16 protein-coding genes are annotated in these 13,731 nt (G+C 64.1%); 7 read left to right on the top strand and 9 right to left on the bottom strand.

Annotated features, from left to right (window positions below; translation table 11 throughout):
- Positions 1-58 precede the first annotated feature (58 nt).
- The 3 genes from bfr to K3F49_RS06655 form a co-directional block, all read right to left on the bottom strand.
- Positions 59-547, bottom strand: a complete 489-nt coding sequence (bfr, locus tag K3F49_RS06645; RefSeq protein ID WP_092021671.1) for a bacterioferritin — start codon at positions 545-547, stop codon at positions 59-61.
- Between the two features lie 131 nt (positions 548-678).
- Positions 679-951 carry a (2Fe-2S)-binding protein gene (locus tag K3F49_RS06650; protein ID WP_234680082.1) on the bottom strand — a complete coding sequence of 91 codons (273 nt, stop codon included), beginning with the start codon at positions 949-951 and terminating at the stop codon, positions 679-681.
- Positions 952-1,120: 169 nt separating this feature from the next.
- On the bottom strand, positions 1,121-1,411 hold the full coding sequence (locus K3F49_RS06655) for a hypothetical protein (protein ID WP_234680083.1): 291 nt from the start codon (positions 1,409-1,411) through the stop codon (positions 1,121-1,123).
- Positions 1,412-1,547: 136 nt separating this feature from the next.
- On the opposite strand from K3F49_RS06655, the gene K3F49_RS06660 reads away from it, so the two are divergent.
- Together K3F49_RS06660 and K3F49_RS06665 are read left to right on the top strand one after the other, a co-directional pair.
- The gene (locus tag K3F49_RS06660) at positions 1,548-1,886 is read left to right on the top strand and encodes a hypothetical protein (protein ID WP_234680084.1); all 339 of its coding nucleotides are present in this window, start codon (positions 1,548-1,550) and stop codon (positions 1,884-1,886) included.
- 237 nt (positions 1,887-2,123) lie between these two features.
- On the top strand, positions 2,124-2,408 hold the full coding sequence (locus tag K3F49_RS06665) for a hypothetical protein (RefSeq protein WP_234680085.1): 285 nt from the start codon (positions 2,124-2,126) through the stop codon (positions 2,406-2,408).
- Positions 2,409-2,488: 80 nt separating this feature from the next.
- On the opposite strand, the gene K3F49_RS06670 is transcribed toward K3F49_RS06665, so the two are convergent.
- Together K3F49_RS06670 and ettA are read right to left on the bottom strand one after the other, a co-directional pair.
- Complete coding sequence (locus K3F49_RS06670) at positions 2,489-3,715, bottom strand: lytic murein transglycosylase (RefSeq protein WP_234680086.1); 1,227 nt, start codon at positions 3,713-3,715, stop codon at positions 2,489-2,491.
- A gap of 7 nt (positions 3,716-3,722) precedes the next feature.
- Complete coding sequence (gene ettA, locus K3F49_RS06675; protein ID WP_234680087.1) at positions 3,723-5,372, bottom strand: energy-dependent translational throttle protein EttA; 1,650 nt, start codon at positions 5,370-5,372, stop codon at positions 3,723-3,725.
- Between the two features lie 232 nt (positions 5,373-5,604).
- Here ettA and K3F49_RS06680 point away from each other — a divergent pair, with 232 nt between their 5' ends.
- Entirely contained in the window at positions 5,605-5,820 is a 216-nt protein-coding gene (locus K3F49_RS06680) for a hypothetical protein (protein ID WP_234680088.1), read from the top strand.
- A 159-nt stretch (positions 5,821-5,979) separates the two neighbouring features.
- Positions 5,980-6,942 carry a D-2-hydroxyacid dehydrogenase family protein gene (locus K3F49_RS06685; RefSeq protein WP_234680089.1) on the top strand — a complete coding sequence of 321 codons (963 nt, stop codon included), beginning with the start codon at positions 5,980-5,982 and terminating at the stop codon, positions 6,940-6,942.
- Positions 6,943-7,022: 80 nt separating this feature from the next.
- Here K3F49_RS06685 and K3F49_RS06690 read toward each other — a convergent pair whose 3' ends face one another.
- Positions 7,023-8,195 carry a L,D-transpeptidase family protein gene (locus K3F49_RS06690; protein ID WP_234680090.1) on the bottom strand — a complete coding sequence of 391 codons (1,173 nt, stop codon included), beginning with the start codon at positions 8,193-8,195 and terminating at the stop codon, positions 7,023-7,025.
- A 368-nt stretch (positions 8,196-8,563) separates the two neighbouring features.
- Between K3F49_RS06690 and K3F49_RS06695 the strand changes: the two genes are divergently transcribed.
- Positions 8,564-9,352, top strand: coding sequence for a hypothetical protein (locus K3F49_RS06695; RefSeq protein ID WP_234680091.1), 789 nt, complete (start codon positions 8,564-8,566; stop codon positions 9,350-9,352).
- 2 nt (positions 9,353-9,354) lie between these two features.
- Here the strand turns inward: K3F49_RS06695 and sseA are convergent, their stop codons facing one another.
- The 3 genes from sseA to K3F49_RS06710 all read right to left on the bottom strand — a co-directional run bounded on the left by sseA (position 9,355) and on the right by K3F49_RS06710 (position 11,973).
- Positions 9,355-10,212 carry a 3-mercaptopyruvate sulfurtransferase gene (gene sseA / locus K3F49_RS06700; protein WP_234680092.1) on the bottom strand — a complete coding sequence of 286 codons (858 nt, stop codon included), beginning with the start codon at positions 10,210-10,212 and terminating at the stop codon, positions 9,355-9,357.
- 133 nt (positions 10,213-10,345) lie between these two features.
- Positions 10,346-10,759 (bottom strand): rhodanese-like domain-containing protein, encoded by a 414-nt coding sequence (locus K3F49_RS06705; protein WP_234680093.1) that lies wholly within the window; start codon positions 10,757-10,759, stop codon positions 10,346-10,348.
- A 38-nt stretch (positions 10,760-10,797) separates the two neighbouring features.
- A complete protein-coding gene (locus K3F49_RS06710) occupies positions 10,798-11,973 on the bottom strand; it encodes a vWA domain-containing protein (protein ID WP_234680094.1) in 1,176 nt (391 codons plus the stop codon).
- 124 nt (positions 11,974-12,097) lie between these two features.
- Here K3F49_RS06710 and K3F49_RS06715 point away from each other — a divergent pair, with 124 nt between their 5' ends.
- A complete protein-coding gene (locus tag K3F49_RS06715; protein WP_234680095.1) occupies positions 12,098-12,343 on the top strand; it encodes a GlsB/YeaQ/YmgE family stress response membrane protein in 246 nt (81 codons plus the stop codon).
- A gap of 105 nt (positions 12,344-12,448) precedes the next feature.
- Positions 12,449-13,291 (top strand): AAA family ATPase, encoded by an 843-nt coding sequence (locus tag K3F49_RS06720; protein WP_234680096.1) that lies wholly within the window; start codon positions 12,449-12,451, stop codon positions 13,289-13,291.
- Positions 13,292-13,731 lie beyond the last annotated feature (440 nt).

Genomic DNA, 13,731 nt, shown 5'->3' on the forward strand with positions numbered 1-13,731 from the left:
AAATGCCGTCCCGGCCTACACCGGGACGACATGGAATTCCGCGGGCTGGCGCCGGGGCTTAGTGGCCCTCGCCCTCGAGCCCGCCGACGTGCTTCTGGGTGTAGAGTTCGAGGCCGATGCGGCCGATCAGGTCGAGCTGCGTCTCGAGGAAGTCGATGTGGTGCTCCTCGTCGCTCATGAGCTTCTCGAACAAGTCACGCGTGACGTAGTCCTTGGCGCTGTTGCAATAGCCAGCCGCCTCCTGGTAGAGCGCCCGCGCACTCATCTCGGCGGCGAGATCGCACTCGATGATCTCCTTGACGTTCTGGCCGATGCGCAGGGGATCGAGCACCTGCATGTTCGGGAAGCCGTCGAAGAACAGGATCCGCTCGGTGAGCTTGTCGGCGTGCTCCATCTCCTCGATGGACTCCTTGCGCCAGACCTTGGCCATGTCGCGGAGACCCCAATTGTCGAGGAAGCGGTAGTGCAGCCAGTACTGGTTGATCGCAGTCAGCTCGTGACGCAGCGCTTTGTTGAGATAGTCGATAACCTTTGCGTCGCCCTGCATGGTTCACTCCAGCTCTTGCAGTCCAAATCGGTCCTAACCAAATTTAGAATGCTTCTAAATGAGTTTAAGGACGAGAGCAACCGGCTACGGGACGCAGCCGGGGAAAAGCTCAGCCGAACTTGCGGAAGTTTTTAGCAGGCCGCGAGGGCGAACTCGGCGGGCTGGGCGGTCTCGTCGTTGGCGGCGACGGTGTGGCTGTGCGGGCAGCCGGAACAGCAGGACTTGGCACAGGGGCCGAGCGCTTCATCGATGATGGTCTTGATTGTGCGGGCGCAGCGGCCGCATTCGGCACTGCAGCCGAGGCAACCGTAGATCTGCTTGGCGTGACGCACAGCATCGTCGGACTCGGCGACGGCGGCGCGGATGTCGTCATCGCTCAGCACGTTACAGGAACAAACGATCATGGAAGCGGTAGGCCCTTCGGTGATGCAGCACCATCATCGATATTTAACGAGCCGTCCGGATGCAAAAGGAAAAAGCGGTATTTCAAGCTATTCCAAACTGGCGCGGAAACAGCCTAGAACGGCTCTAAAATAGGGAGTTGCGCTCGATCAAGATGATGCCTGATCGGGTCTAGTCGCTGCTCCCGCCTCCCCCAGCATCGCCCCCTCCGCAATCTCCACCCCCGCCGCTATCGCCCGTGGAGCAGCTGCCGCTGTCGGTTGAGCTTCCGGAACTGTCGCTGGAGAACCAGCTTCCGAGCGAGAAGCCCTCGTTCGTGGTATCCGAATAGCTGTCGCTTCCGCCGTCGCCGCCTGCCCTGGCGCGCGGGCGCGGGGTGCGGCTCTGTAAATGGCTCATCAGGGCATAGCCGACCACGCCAACGGCCGCGACCGCGATCAGGGCATTGGTCAGGATGTTCATCCTCGCCTCCCAGGCTTGAAATCAGCCATTTCTACCAATTGGTCGCGCCCGGCCAATGCGCCGTTCATTGATCGTTCAAACGAAGTATGGAACTTTGGCCGCAAGAGTTCCGCGTTCGCTGTGAAAGGTCGTCCCAATGAAGAAGTCGCTTATGGCGGTCGTTGCCGCCGCCACCCTGGTTTTGGCTGCGGGTACGCCGGCCCATGCGCAGCGCGGTGTCGCTGCCGGCGTCGCCGCGGGGATCATCGGGGGCGCCATCGTCGGAGGCGCGCTGGCCTCCCCGTATTATTACGGACCAGGACCGGGTTACGCGTATGGCCCGGGTTACGGCCCCGGCTACTATCCGCCCCGCTACTACGCGCCGGGTCCCGGCTACGTCGCCGACGACTATTATGGCGATGGCTGTGTCTGGCAGAAGCAGCGTTTCTGGGACGGCTACGCGTGGCGCATTCGCCGCGTCAGAGTCTGTGGCTGAGGCGCTGGACCGGTTCGCTCGGATCGATTCTGTTTGAGCCGGTTCACTACGGATGCGCCGTTCATCTCCGGGCCTGAAAAAGACCGCTTTTTCTCGTCACAGCTCCGTGCGCGTTTACCGCGGGTTGACCATTTGCGCGCTTCCTAGCTGCAAGGCCAATTCCATCAGAGTCTGCGTGAACCTTTGAACCCCGGGTGCTTCTAACTAGAGCATCCATCTCTCAGGAGAGCCAAGCGTATGAAGAAGACTTTAGTTGCCGCCCTCACGGTTGCGACGATCGCCGGTTCGCTGGTGACCGCTACGCCGTCCGCCCAGGCCCATGACGGCGTCGGTGTCGGCATCGCGGCTGGCCTGCTCGGCGGCGCGATCATCGGCGGCGCCATTGCGTCGAGCCGTCCCGCTTACGGCGGACCGGTGTATGTGGCCGAGCCCGGCCCGCCGCCCCCGCCTTGCTACTGGCAGCGCCAGCGCTATTGGGACGGTTACGGCTGGGTCATTCGCCCGGTTCGCGTTTGCTACTGATCTGATCGCACGGCGCTGATTGAGCGCGATCGAAGCCCGGCCGAATTGAGCGGCCGGGCTTTTTCTTTTTGGCGGTTGCGTCAGCGCGCCGCCTGGATCGAACGCAGCACCTCTTCGCTCGGCCAGCAATCGACCTTGAGCCCGGCCGACTTCTGATAAGCGCCAAGCGCAGCACGTGTCTGCATGCCAGCCTTGCCGTCGATCTTGTCTTTGTAGAGCCCGGCGCGCGTCAGCCCGCGCTGCATCGTCTCGACGTCCTTCGTGCGCAATTGCTTCGACGCGGACCACGGCGTCGCGAACGGCAGCGGGCTCGTCATGCGGTCGCTGAGATGACCGACGAACAGCACGTAGAGGTCGGAGAAATTGTATTCCTTGATGACGAAGTAGTTCTTCGTGGTCAGGAACGCCGGACCATAGACGCCCTCCGGCTGCAGCAGTGAGGCCGGCTGCGCCTGCTCGGCCGCGCTGAGCCTCTCACCGCGCACCGGTACAAAGCCGTCACGCAGCCACTGGCCGATCGGCTTCGTCACCTCTGGCACGCCGGTGGTGCAGTCAACCTTTGCCGGCGCCTTCACCTCGTAGGCCCAGCGCACGCCGCTCTGCCAGCCCTTGTTGACGAGCTGCTGCGCAGCCGAGGCCAGCGCATCCGGCACCGAGTGCCAGATGTCGATGCGGCCGTCGCCGTCGAAATCGACGCCATGCTTGTAATATTCGGACGGCAGGAACTGCGTGAGCCCGGTGGCGCCGGCCCAGGACGACCGCATGTCCTTGCGCGTCACCACGCCCTCGCCGAGAATCTTCAGCGACAGGATGAACTCGTTGCGATAGGTGTCCTTGCGTCGACCGACATAGGCCTGCGTCGCCAGCACGCGGACGAGGTCGTAAGGCAGCGTGTAGCGGCCGTAATCGGTCTCACGGCCCCAGATCGCAAGCATCACGGTGGCAGGCACGCCGGAGCTCTTCTCGATCTTGGTCAGCGCGGCATTGTATTTCTGCAGCAACCGCTGCCCCTCACCCGCGAGGTTGGCAATCGAGCCTTCCCTAACATAATCCGCAGGCACCTGCACGAATTCGGCCTGCGACGGCGCGCCGGTCGCGGGCCGCCCAGGGAGGATCAGGTCAGGCAGCTTGTAGTCCGGCTCGAGCCCGCGCGTCTGTTGATCGAACGTCGCGCGCGAGACGCCGGCCTCTTGCGCTTCCGGCCAGAGCGAGGCGATGAACTGCGTGAAGGCCGCGTCTGCGGCGTGGGCGGACGACCAGCCGCAGGTGATCACAATCACCGCAGCGATGAGCGTCCGCCGCGTCATCACGCCATCACCGCGTCAGCTTCTTGTACTTCACGCGGTGCGGAATGACACTGTCCTGGCCGAGCCGGCGCATCTTGTCCTTCTCGTAATCCTGGAAGTTGCCTTCGAACCATTCGACATGGCTGTCGCCTTCGAAGGCCAGGATGTGGGTCGCGATGCGGTCGAGGAACCAGCGATCATGGCTGATGATGACGGCGCAGCCGGCGAAATCTTCCAGCGCCTCTTCGAGCGCGCGCAGCGTATCGACGTCGAGGTCGTTGGTCGGTTCGTCGAGCAGCAGCACGTTGGCGCCGGACTTCAGCATCTTGGCGAGATGGACGCGGTTGCGTTCACCGCCCGAGAGCGCACCGACCTTCTTCTGCTGGTCGGCACCCTTGAAGTTGAAGGACGAGCAATAGCCGCGCGAGTTCACTTCCTTCTTGCCGAGCAGGATCAGCTCGTTGCCGCCTGAAATCTCCTCCCACACGTTCTTGCTGCCGTCGAGCGCGTCACGCGACTGGTCGACATAACCGAGATGCACGGTCTCGCCGACCGTGATGGTGCCCTTGTCCGGCGTTTCCTGCTTTGTGATCATCTTGAACAGCGTGGTCTTGCCGGCGCCGTTGGCGCCGATCACGCCGACGATGCCGCCGGGCGGCAGCTTGAAGGTGAGATCGTCGATCAGAAGGCGATCGCCATAGCCTTTGCTGAGCGTTTCGAAATCGACCACGTTAGCGCCAAGCCGCTCGGCGACGGGAATGATGATCTGCGCGGTCTGGCTCTGCTTGTCGCTCGCCTGCTTGAGCAGCTCCTCGTAGCGCTGGTAACGCGCCTTGGATTTGGCCTGGCGCGCCTTCGGTGAGGACGCGACCCATTCCTGCTCGCGTGCAATCGTCTTCTGGTGCGCGGCGTCCTCGCGGCCTTCCTGCTCGAGCCGCTTCTGCTTCTGCACCAGCCAGGACGAATAGTTGCCCTCGTAGGGAATGCCCTTGCCGCGATCGAGCTCGAGAATCCAGCTCGTGACGTTGTCGAGGAAGTAGCGATCGTGGGTGACGATCAGGATCGCGCCGGGATAGTTGCGCAGATGGCCTTCCAGCCACGACACCGACTCGGCGTCGAGATGGTTGGTCGGTTCGTCCAGCAGCAAAAGCTCGGGTTGGTCGAGCAGCAAGCGGCACAAAGCAACGCGGCGGCGTTCACCGCCCGAGAGCTTCGTCACATCGGCATCGTCGGGCGGGCAGCGCAGCGCGTCCATGGCCTGGTCGACCTTGCTGTCGAGATCCCAGAGGCCCTGGGCCTCGATCTCGTCTTGCAGCTTGGTCATCTCGTCGGCGGTCTCCTCGGAGTAATTCATCGCCAGCTCATTGTAGCGATCGAGGATGGCCTTCTGCTTGGCGACGCCCAGCATGACGTTCTCGCGCACGGACAGCGCAGGGTCCAGATGCGGCTCCTGCTCGAGATAGCCGACGCGCGCGCCCTCGGCGACCCAGGCCTCGCCGGTGTACTCCTTGTCGAGGCCCGCCATGATCTTGAGCAGGGTCGACTTACCCGAGCCGTTGACGCCGAGAACGCCGATCTTGGCGTCCGGGTAAAAGCTGAGGCGGATGTTGTCGAGCACCTTGCGGGTCGGGTAGCTCTTGGTCAGGCCGTCCATGAAGTAGACAAATTGGCGCGCCATCGGTCCCGTGAAACCTTCAATTTGAGGATATTTGCTTGCTGCCGATGTAGCGATCCCGCCCCCAAAGGGCAATGTTTTCCCTCCGTTCACCACGGATGAATACTGGGTGGACACCATCCGGACCCATTCCGGACAATTGAAACCATCTTTTAATAAATCAGGCCAAAGCTCGGTTTCGCGCGGAAACAGCGCCGCCCGCTCAGAATGAACGGGGAGCACAGCGAGGCCCATCATGGCTCTGATCGAGACCCACTCCATCGCCGTTCCGGTAGAAGCCGGGAACGCGTCCGGACTCGTGTCCGAGATCAAGGGCTTCTGGAAGCGCTTCTTCGCCACGGCCTTCAACCCCTACCGGCCCGAACTGTACTACATGCGCGGTCCCGGCCCGGCCTGGCGCGCCAAGCACGGCATGGAAGCGCCGATCCGGCTGAAGCCCCGCGACCTCTGAGCGCCGTTCCCTCTCGGATTTTGCCTACGGGTTTTTGAAGACCCAGACTGCTTGCGCGCAGGCGTGATTGCGCGCAACCATGGCCCGGTTCCGACGACGGCGCCCCTCCGCCTGGCGCCCCCACCTCTCGCCGTCAACTCTGGCCTTGGACGAACGCTGATGACGCGGCTGCGCTGTGCAATTCTCGACGACTATTTCAACCTCGCCCTCGACGTCGCCGACTGGTCGAAACTGTCCGACCGCGTCGACGCCACCGCGTTCAGCCATCCCTTTGCTTCGGAGCAGGCCGCGGCCAGCGCGCTGGCCGATTTCGACATCATCTGCGCGATGCGCGAGCGCACCGCGTTCCCCAGGAGCCTGTTCGACAAGCTGCCGAAGCTGAAGCTGCTGCTCACATCAGGCATGCGCAACGCCGCGATCGACATGGAGGCCGCGAAGGCACGCGGCGTCGTCCTCGGCGGCACGCAATATTCCCGCGATCCGACCGCGCCCCTCACCATGGGCCTGATCCTGGAACTGACCCGCGGCATCGGCCATGAGAATGCGCGCATGCATGCCGGCGAGCCCTGGCAAACCTTTGCCGGCGTCGAGATCGAGGGTCTCACGCTCGGCGTTGTCGGCCTCGGCAAGCTCGGCACCAAGATGGCCGGCATCGCCAAGGCCTTCGGCATGAACGTGATCGCCTGGAGCCCGAACCTGACGCCGGAAAAGTGCGCGGCAGCCGGCGTCGGCTATGCCACCAAGGAGGAGCTGTTCGCCAAGGCCGATATCGTCACCATCCATGTGGTGCTGAGCGATCGTTCACGCGGGCTCGTCAGCCGCGCAGATCTCGCGCGGATGAAGCCGACCGCCTTCCTCGTCAACACCGCGCGCGGGCCCATTGTCGACGAAACGGCGCTGCTGGAAGCCTTGCAGCAGCGGAAGATCGCCGGCGCCGGCATCGACGTCTTCTCGGTCGAGCCGCTGCCGGTCGATCATCCCTTCCGCAAGCTCGACAATCTCGTGCTGACGCCGCATCTCGGCTACGCGACCGAGGACGGCTTGCGCATCCATTACGGTCAGATGGTCGAGGCGATCGACGCCTTCACCAAGGGCAGCGAGCTGCCGCGCAAGCTCGCCTGAAGCGACTCAGACCTGAAAAAGCGAAGGGCGTGCCATTGGCACGCCCTTCTGCAATCTGAATTGTCGCGACGCGCTTAGCGCTAGCGCACGGTGACCGGCGCGGGCAGCGGCGGCACCACCGTCGGCTGCGTGCCCGGAACCGGACCGGCCGGGGCCGCGCCCGGCGCAGGCGCAGCCGATGCGGTCGCCGTTCCCGGCGGCGTACCGCCCGGCATCACCACGACGCGGGTGCCGACCTTGGCACGGTCGAACAGATCCGACACGTCTTCGTTCAGCATGCCGATACAGCCGGAGGAGACGAACTTGCCGATCGTCGAGGGCTGGTTGGTGCCGTGGATGCGGTAGACGGTGGAGCCGAGATACATGGCGCGAGCGCCGAGCGGGTTGCCAGGGCCGCCGGCCATGAAGCGCGGCAGATAGGGCTGGCGCTCGATCATTTCCGTCGGCGGATGCCAATCCGGCCACTCGGCCTTGCGGGTGATCTTCTGCACGCCGGTCCAGGTGAAGCCGTCGCGGCCGACGCGGACGCCGTAGCGGATCGCGCGGCCATTGCCGAGGACATAATAGAGATAGGTGTTCGGGGTATCGACGATGATCGTACCAGCCGGCTCCTTGGTCGCCAGCGACACTTCCTGACGGCGCAGGTTCGGCGCCAACTGCGCAGGAGCGGCGTCGGGCTGCTCCTCGGGCGGCAGCGAGGCGACCGACATCGGCCGGCCATCGGCACCGACGGCGGGCTGTTGCGAGACTGCGCCGGTCGCGGCCGGGCCACCGACGGCTTCCGGCGGACGCATGCCATCATTGGCGGGCGCCTGGCCCGAACGATCGCCATAGATCACCGGGGGCGGACCGGCGGGGCGGCCGTAGCGGGGATCGTCGGGAGACATCACCGGGCCCTGTGGCGGGGCAGCGGAATAGACGGGCGGAGCGCCCGCCGGGCGGCCATAACGCGGATCATCCGGCGACATCACCGGGCCCTGCGGCGGGGCGGCCGAATAGACCGGGGGAGCGCCGGCCGGGCGGCCGTAGCGCGGATCGTCAGCGGGACCCGGCGGCGGCAGCGAGGCCTGCGGCATCGCGTCGTCGTCATCTTCCAGCGCGTCGAAATTCGGGGTGCGGTCGCCGGGCCGGTATTCGGCCGGAGCGCCGGAACTCGGCGCCTGCTGAACTGGATAGCTCTGGGCCTGTGCGAGCGAGGTTCCCGCCGCAGCGACTGTTGCGGCAGCGCATATCGTCAGAAAATGTTTGATCATCATCGCTCTTGTAGTGTCCCCCGGCCCCGTCCGAGCCGTTAACGGCCAGATGACCGAAGATAGCGGCACATTCAAGACATAACAGGCTGATTTGTGCCTGACTTAGCGATTTGTGATGCAATCGCACATAGTTGCCCCGTTGCATCACGGGGATGGAAATCGCATCACGCCGTAGATTGCCGGAGTCTTCCGCCCCGATTTTTACGGAACGGCGCGGAGACGTTGCGATATGGTCGAATCAGCCTGATTCGTCACCGATTTGAGCTCGGATCCAGCGTGGCGAACGCGGCAATCAGTACCGTCACCGCGTTCAAATGGCTCATGGGCCCTGGCTACCACCCGCCGGGGCGGAAATTCACAATCCATCAATGCTTCCCGGCTTTCGCTTCCTGCTTGCCGCGATCCTGCTGTCTGCCTCCATCCTGGTGTTCGGATTGGGAGCCGCCTCGCTGCTGCGGGCGAGCCACGAGCAGTATGTCAGCAACCCGTCCTGGCGGAACGGCCCGCAGGAGCAGGTGTTCGCGCAAGCCTCCGAGCCGGTGCTCGCCGCGCTCCGCGTGGAGCCGGTCGCCAACGAGACGGCGCCGGCGATGCAGGAGCAGGTCCCCGGCAACCAGGTCCCGAGCATTGGCCTGCCCGCGGTCGAAACCGCGCCCGAGCAGATGGCCGCAGTGGCGCTCGAGGCCAGGATTCAGCCTGAGCCCCAACCCGAGCCCCAGGTCGTCGCCGCCATCGCGCCGCCCGCGGAGGCGGCTCCGCCCGCCTCCGCGGTGCCGGCCCCTGAGCCGGCCCAGATCCAGGCTGCGGTACCGGCGCCCACCGACACACTCACCCTGGCCGACACGACCGTTTCCATCGCCACAACGACGCCCGCACCAGCCGCTACTGGCACCACCGACGTGCCGCGAACCGCAACACCGGCGCTGGCATCGCGCGTGAGCGACATTGCAGCAGCCAGGGTGGCTGCGCTGAATGACCTCGCGCCGGCGAAGATCAAGGCCAACTCCGCGGCGCCCGACAGCAAGCCCCGCGCGCACAAGCCGAAGAAGCGTCACCGCATCGTGCGGCGCCCGCCGCCTCAGCAGCTGCAGCAATCGTTCGATCCGTTCGGCCAGCAACAGCAGACGCTCGCCACGACGGCCACGCGCACGCGCTGAGCTTACGCCGGCCCGGTCGCGACAGGCGGGCCTTTTTCCTGGCCCCATTCCGACCATGAGCCGTCATAGAGCGCGGTGTCGGTAACGCCTAAGCGATAGAGCGCGAGCGTCAGCACGCCGGCCGAGACGCCGGAGCCGCAGCTCGTCACGATCGGTGCATCGAGCTTCACGCCCGCACCCGTGAAGGCGGCGCGGAGATCGTCGAGCGGCTTCATCGTGCCGGTCGCGGCATCGAACAGCTGATTGTAAGGCACGTTGCGCGCGCCTGGAATGTGACCGGAGCGGATGCCCGCGCGCGGCTCGGGCGCGCGACCTTCAAAGCGATCGGCGGCGCGTGCGTCGATCACCTGCTCGGCGCGGCTTGCGACGTTGGCGATCAGCTGCTGCATGCTGCGCACGCGCTTCGGGTCGTAGCTCGCCTTGAACGTCGCAGCCTTCGGCTTGACCTCGCCACTCTCGACGGCACGGCCCTCGGCGCGCCACTTCTTCAGGCCGCCATTGAGGATGCGCACATTGCCGTGGCCGAAAGCCAGGAACATCCACCACGCGCGAGGTGCGGCGACCCAACCACCTGCATCGTAGAGCACGACGGTGTCGCCATTGGAGATGCCGAGACTGCCGATATCGCGGCCGAACTGCTCGGCGCTCGGATACATGTGCGGCAGCGGATTGGAATGGTCCGACACCGCATCGACATCGAAGAACGCGGCGCCCGGCAGATGCGCGGCGAGGTAGTCGTCCTTCGGCAGCGGCAGCACGCCCGGCAGCTTGAAGCTGGCGTCGAGCACCTTGACGTTGGAATCGTTGATGTGGGCGGCGAGCCATTCGGTGGAGACGAGGGGATCGGTTGGAGTAGTCATTGGTATGCTCCTGCAATTGCCTCAGTCGTCATGGCCAGGCTTGTCCCGGCCATCCACGTTCTTGTTCGCGGCGAAGACGTGGATGCCCGGGACAAGCCCGGGCATGACGCGTGGTGAGTAGCTTGCGTCCAAATCAAGACTTCTTCTTCGGCTCCCACTGCTCCGTCGGACCGCCGGCATCGCGCCAGGCGGCATAGCCGCCGGCGATGTGGGCGACGGGCTTCAGGCCCATGTCCTTCGCGGTCTTGGCCGCGAGCGCGGAGCGCAGGCCGCCGGCGCAATGGAAGACGAACTTCTTGTCTTCCTGGAAGACCGGCTTTGCGTAGGGGCTCTGCGGATCGATCCAGAATTCGAGCATGCCTCGCGTGCAGGCGAACGCGCCAGGGATGCGGCCGTCGCGCTCGATCTCGCGGGGGTCGCGGATGTCGACGATGACGACGTCGCCGTTCTTGGAGATCTCGATCGCGTCCTTGGCGGTGAGCGTCTCGATCTCTGCATTGGCCTCGTCGATCAGCGCCTTGATGCCGCGGGTGATGTTTTGGGGCATATGGTTCTCCCTCTTGTCGTCGATCCGGGGCGCGCGTGCTAGTGCGTCAGTTCCTTCATCGCCCCCTCAAGTCCCTCGATCGTGATCGGGTACATGCGGTTCGCGAAGATGCGTTTGATGATGGTGGTGGATTCCGAATAGTCCCAGTGCTTCTGCGCGACCGGATTGAGCCACACCGTATGCGGATAGGTGCGGATGATGCGGTCGAGCCAGACCGAGCCGGGCTCCTCGTTGACGTGCTCGACCGAGCCGCCGGGCACCATGATCTCGTAAGGGCTCATCGACGCATCGCCGACGAACACGACCTTGTAGTCGTGCGGATATTTGTGCAGCACGTCCCAGGTCGGCGTGCGATCGGTGAAGCGGCGCTTGTTCTGCTTCCACACGCCTTCATAGAGGCAGTTGTGGAAGTAGAAATACTCCATGTGCTTGAACTCGCTCTTCGCCGCCGAGAACAGCTCCTCGACCTGCTCGATATGCGAATCCATGGAGCCGCCGATGTCGAAGAACACCAGCAGCTTCACCGCATTGCGCCGCTCGGGACGCATGTGAACGTCGAGATAACCGTGATTGGCGGTCTCGCGAATGGTGGTGTCGAGATCGAGCTCATCCGGCGCACCGGTGCGCGCGAACTTGCGCAGGCGGCGCAACGCCACCTTGATGTTGCGGATGCCGAGCTCGACATTGCCGTCGAGATCCCGAAACTCGCGCTTGTCCCACACCTTCACGGCGCGGTTGTTGCGGTTCTTCTCCTGGCCGATACGAACGCCTTCGGGATTGTAACCGTGCGCGCCGAACGGCGAGGTGCCGGCCGTGCCGATCCATTTCGAGCCGCCCTGGTGCCGGCCCTTCTGCTCCTCGAGCCGCTTCTTCAGGGTCTCCATGAGCTTGTCCCAGCCCATGGCCTCGATCTGCTTCTTCTCTTCCTCGCTGAGGTATTTCTCGGCGAGCTTCTTCAGCCATTCCTCGGGGATCTCCGCCGTCTCCATGGCGTCGAGCAGGCTTTCCAGCCCCTTGAACACCGTGCCGAAGACGCGATCGAACTTGTCGAGGTTGCGCTCGTCCTTCACCAGCGAAGTGCGCGACAGATAGTAGAAATTCTCGACCGAATAGTCCGACAGGTCAGCGTCGAGCGCCTCCATCAGCGTGAGGTATTCGCGCAGCGTCACGGGGACCTGCGCATCGCGCAGAGACGTAAAGAATTGCAGGAACATGGGTGACAGATTGCCCGTCGGGTGGCGAACGTCAAGGGGCGGAGCCCGGCGCTGCACGCTGGACCGGCGGGCTTTTTGCTCTAGAATTGACCGCCTCACAGGGTTGTTTGGGGGGACGTTTGCAATGGGTATTCTCGCAGCGCTGATCATTGGTGCCATCGCCGGCTGGCTTGCCGGCAAGATTGTCCACGGGGCGGGATTTGGGCTGATCGGCAACATGGTCGTCGGCATCATCGGCGCGCTGGTGGCAGGCTGGGTGCTGCCGCAGCTCGGCATCGCGCTCGCCACGGGCACGCTGGGCACCATCATTGACGCCACGGTTGGCGCAGTGATTGTGCTCGTCATCCTTTCGCTGATAAAACGGGTCTGAAAGCCTGACCGAACCAGGAACGGCCGCCATGAGCGGCCGTTCCCATGTCGTGACCACGGCAATGCAATTGGCAATTCCGGGGACGACGACCAACAAGGACGCGCAATGAAATTTACCGGCACCAAGGACTATGTTGCGACCGACGATCTCAAGGTCGCCGTCAATGCCTCGATCGTGCTGGAGCGCCCGCTGCTGATCAAGGGCGAGCCCGGCACCGGCAAGACGGTGCTGGCGGAGGAAGTGGCGAAGGCGCTGAACGCACCGCTTCTGACCTGGCACATCAAGTCCACCACCAAGGCGCAGCAGGGCCTCTACGAATACGACGCGGTGTCGCGCCTGCGCGACAGCCAGCTCGGCGATGCGCGCGTCTCCGACATCAAGAACTACATCAAGCGCGGCAAGCTGTGGGAGGCCTTCAGCGCCGAGCAGCGCCCGGTGCTCTTGATCGACGAGATCGACAAGGCCGACATCGAATTCCCGAACGATCTCCTGCTCGAGCTCGACCGCATGGAATTCCATGTCTACGAGACCGGCGAGACGATCAAGGCGAAGCAGCGCCCGATCATGATGATCACCTCCAACAACGAGAAGGAGCTGCCGGACGCTTTCCTCCGCCGCTGCTTCTTCCACTACATCAAATTCCCAGACGCCGACACGATGGGCCGCATCGTCGACGTCCACTTCCCCGGCATCAAGAAGCGCCTGGTCGAGGAAGCGCTGCGCATCTTCTTCGAGGTGCGCGACGTGCCCGGCCTGAAGAAGAAGCCGTCAACGTCGGAGCTGCTCGACTGGCTCAAGCTGCTGCTCAACGAAGACATGAGCGTCGAGCAGCTGCGCGAACGCGACCCGCGAAAACTGATCCCGCCGCTACACGGTGCGCTGCTCAAGAACGAGCAGGACGTGCACCTGTTCGAGCGGCTGGCGTTCTTGAGCCGGCGGGAAGTTTAAAGGCACGCTGCCAGCTCCGTCATCCTGAGGTGCGAATGGCGCGATGCGCGGGAGCCTCGAAGGATGAACGGCCAAGATGCAGCCGGGCCGTCGCCCTTCGAGGGCCGCTGAAGAAGCGGCCACCTCAGGGTGACGGTGATAGAATTGGGCGCGCACTCTCCACACCCGTCATTGCAAGCGCAGCGAAGCAATCCAGAATCCCTCCGCGGAACGACTCTGGATTGCTTCGCTGCGCTCGCAATGACGGAGTATGAGGCAGCAGCCTCGCTCTTGCAGTTCGCATTTTGAATCGCAGACACACCTTCGCATCCTCGCGGCTCATCTCGCCCGAGCTTTGCTTCGATCTCGCCCCCTCCAAAAGCAGAGGGCGCAGGGAAGGCCGGGTGCCGGCCGGCACCCACGGTCCGCTGTGCGCATGTAGCGCAATGAGAAATGCACAG

Source organism: Bradyrhizobium monzae (genome assembly GCF_021458635.1).
Taxonomy (GTDB): domain Bacteria; phylum Pseudomonadota; class Alphaproteobacteria; order Rhizobiales; family Xanthobacteraceae; genus Bradyrhizobium.

Bases quoted from the DNA above. Each gene is read 5' to 3' on its own strand.
- bfr (WP_092021671.1), bottom strand. From the start codon at position 547: ATGCAGGGCGACGCAAAGGTTATCGACTATCTCAACAAAGCGCTGCGT.
- K3F49_RS06650 (WP_234680082.1), bottom strand. From the start codon at position 951: ATGATCGTTTGTTCCTGTAACGTGCTGAGCGATGACGACATCCGCGCC.
- K3F49_RS06655 (WP_234680083.1), bottom strand. From the start codon at position 1,411: ATGAACATCCTGACCAATGCCCTGATCGCGGTCGCGGCCGTTGGCGTG.
- K3F49_RS06660 (WP_234680084.1), top strand. From the start codon at position 1,548: ATGAAGAAGTCGCTTATGGCGGTCGTTGCCGCCGCCACCCTGGTTTTG.
- K3F49_RS06665 (WP_234680085.1), top strand. From the start codon at position 2,124: ATGAAGAAGACTTTAGTTGCCGCCCTCACGGTTGCGACGATCGCCGGT.
- K3F49_RS06670 (WP_234680086.1), bottom strand. From the start codon at position 3,715: ATGACGCGGCGGACGCTCATCGCTGCGGTGATTGTGATCACCTGCGGC.
- ettA (WP_234680087.1), bottom strand. From the start codon at position 5,372: ATGGCGCGCCAATTTGTCTACTTCATGGACGGCCTGACCAAGAGCTAC.
- K3F49_RS06680 (WP_234680088.1), top strand. From the start codon at position 5,605: ATGGCTCTGATCGAGACCCACTCCATCGCCGTTCCGGTAGAAGCCGGG.
- K3F49_RS06685 (WP_234680089.1), top strand. From the start codon at position 5,980: ATGACGCGGCTGCGCTGTGCAATTCTCGACGACTATTTCAACCTCGCC.
- K3F49_RS06690 (WP_234680090.1), bottom strand. From the start codon at position 8,195: ATGATCAAACATTTTCTGACGATATGCGCTGCCGCAACAGTCGCTGCG.
- K3F49_RS06695 (WP_234680091.1), top strand. From the start codon at position 8,564: ATGCTTCCCGGCTTTCGCTTCCTGCTTGCCGCGATCCTGCTGTCTGCC.
- sseA (WP_234680092.1), bottom strand. From the start codon at position 10,212: ATGACTACTCCAACCGATCCCCTCGTCTCCACCGAATGGCTCGCCGCC.
- K3F49_RS06705 (WP_234680093.1), bottom strand. From the start codon at position 10,759: ATGCCCCAAAACATCACCCGCGGCATCAAGGCGCTGATCGACGAGGCC.
- K3F49_RS06710 (WP_234680094.1), bottom strand. From the start codon at position 11,973: ATGTTCCTGCAATTCTTTACGTCTCTGCGCGATGCGCAGGTCCCCGTG.
- K3F49_RS06715 (WP_234680095.1), top strand. From the start codon at position 12,098: ATGGGTATTCTCGCAGCGCTGATCATTGGTGCCATCGCCGGCTGGCTT.
- K3F49_RS06720 (WP_234680096.1), top strand. From the start codon at position 12,449: ATGAAATTTACCGGCACCAAGGACTATGTTGCGACCGACGATCTCAAG.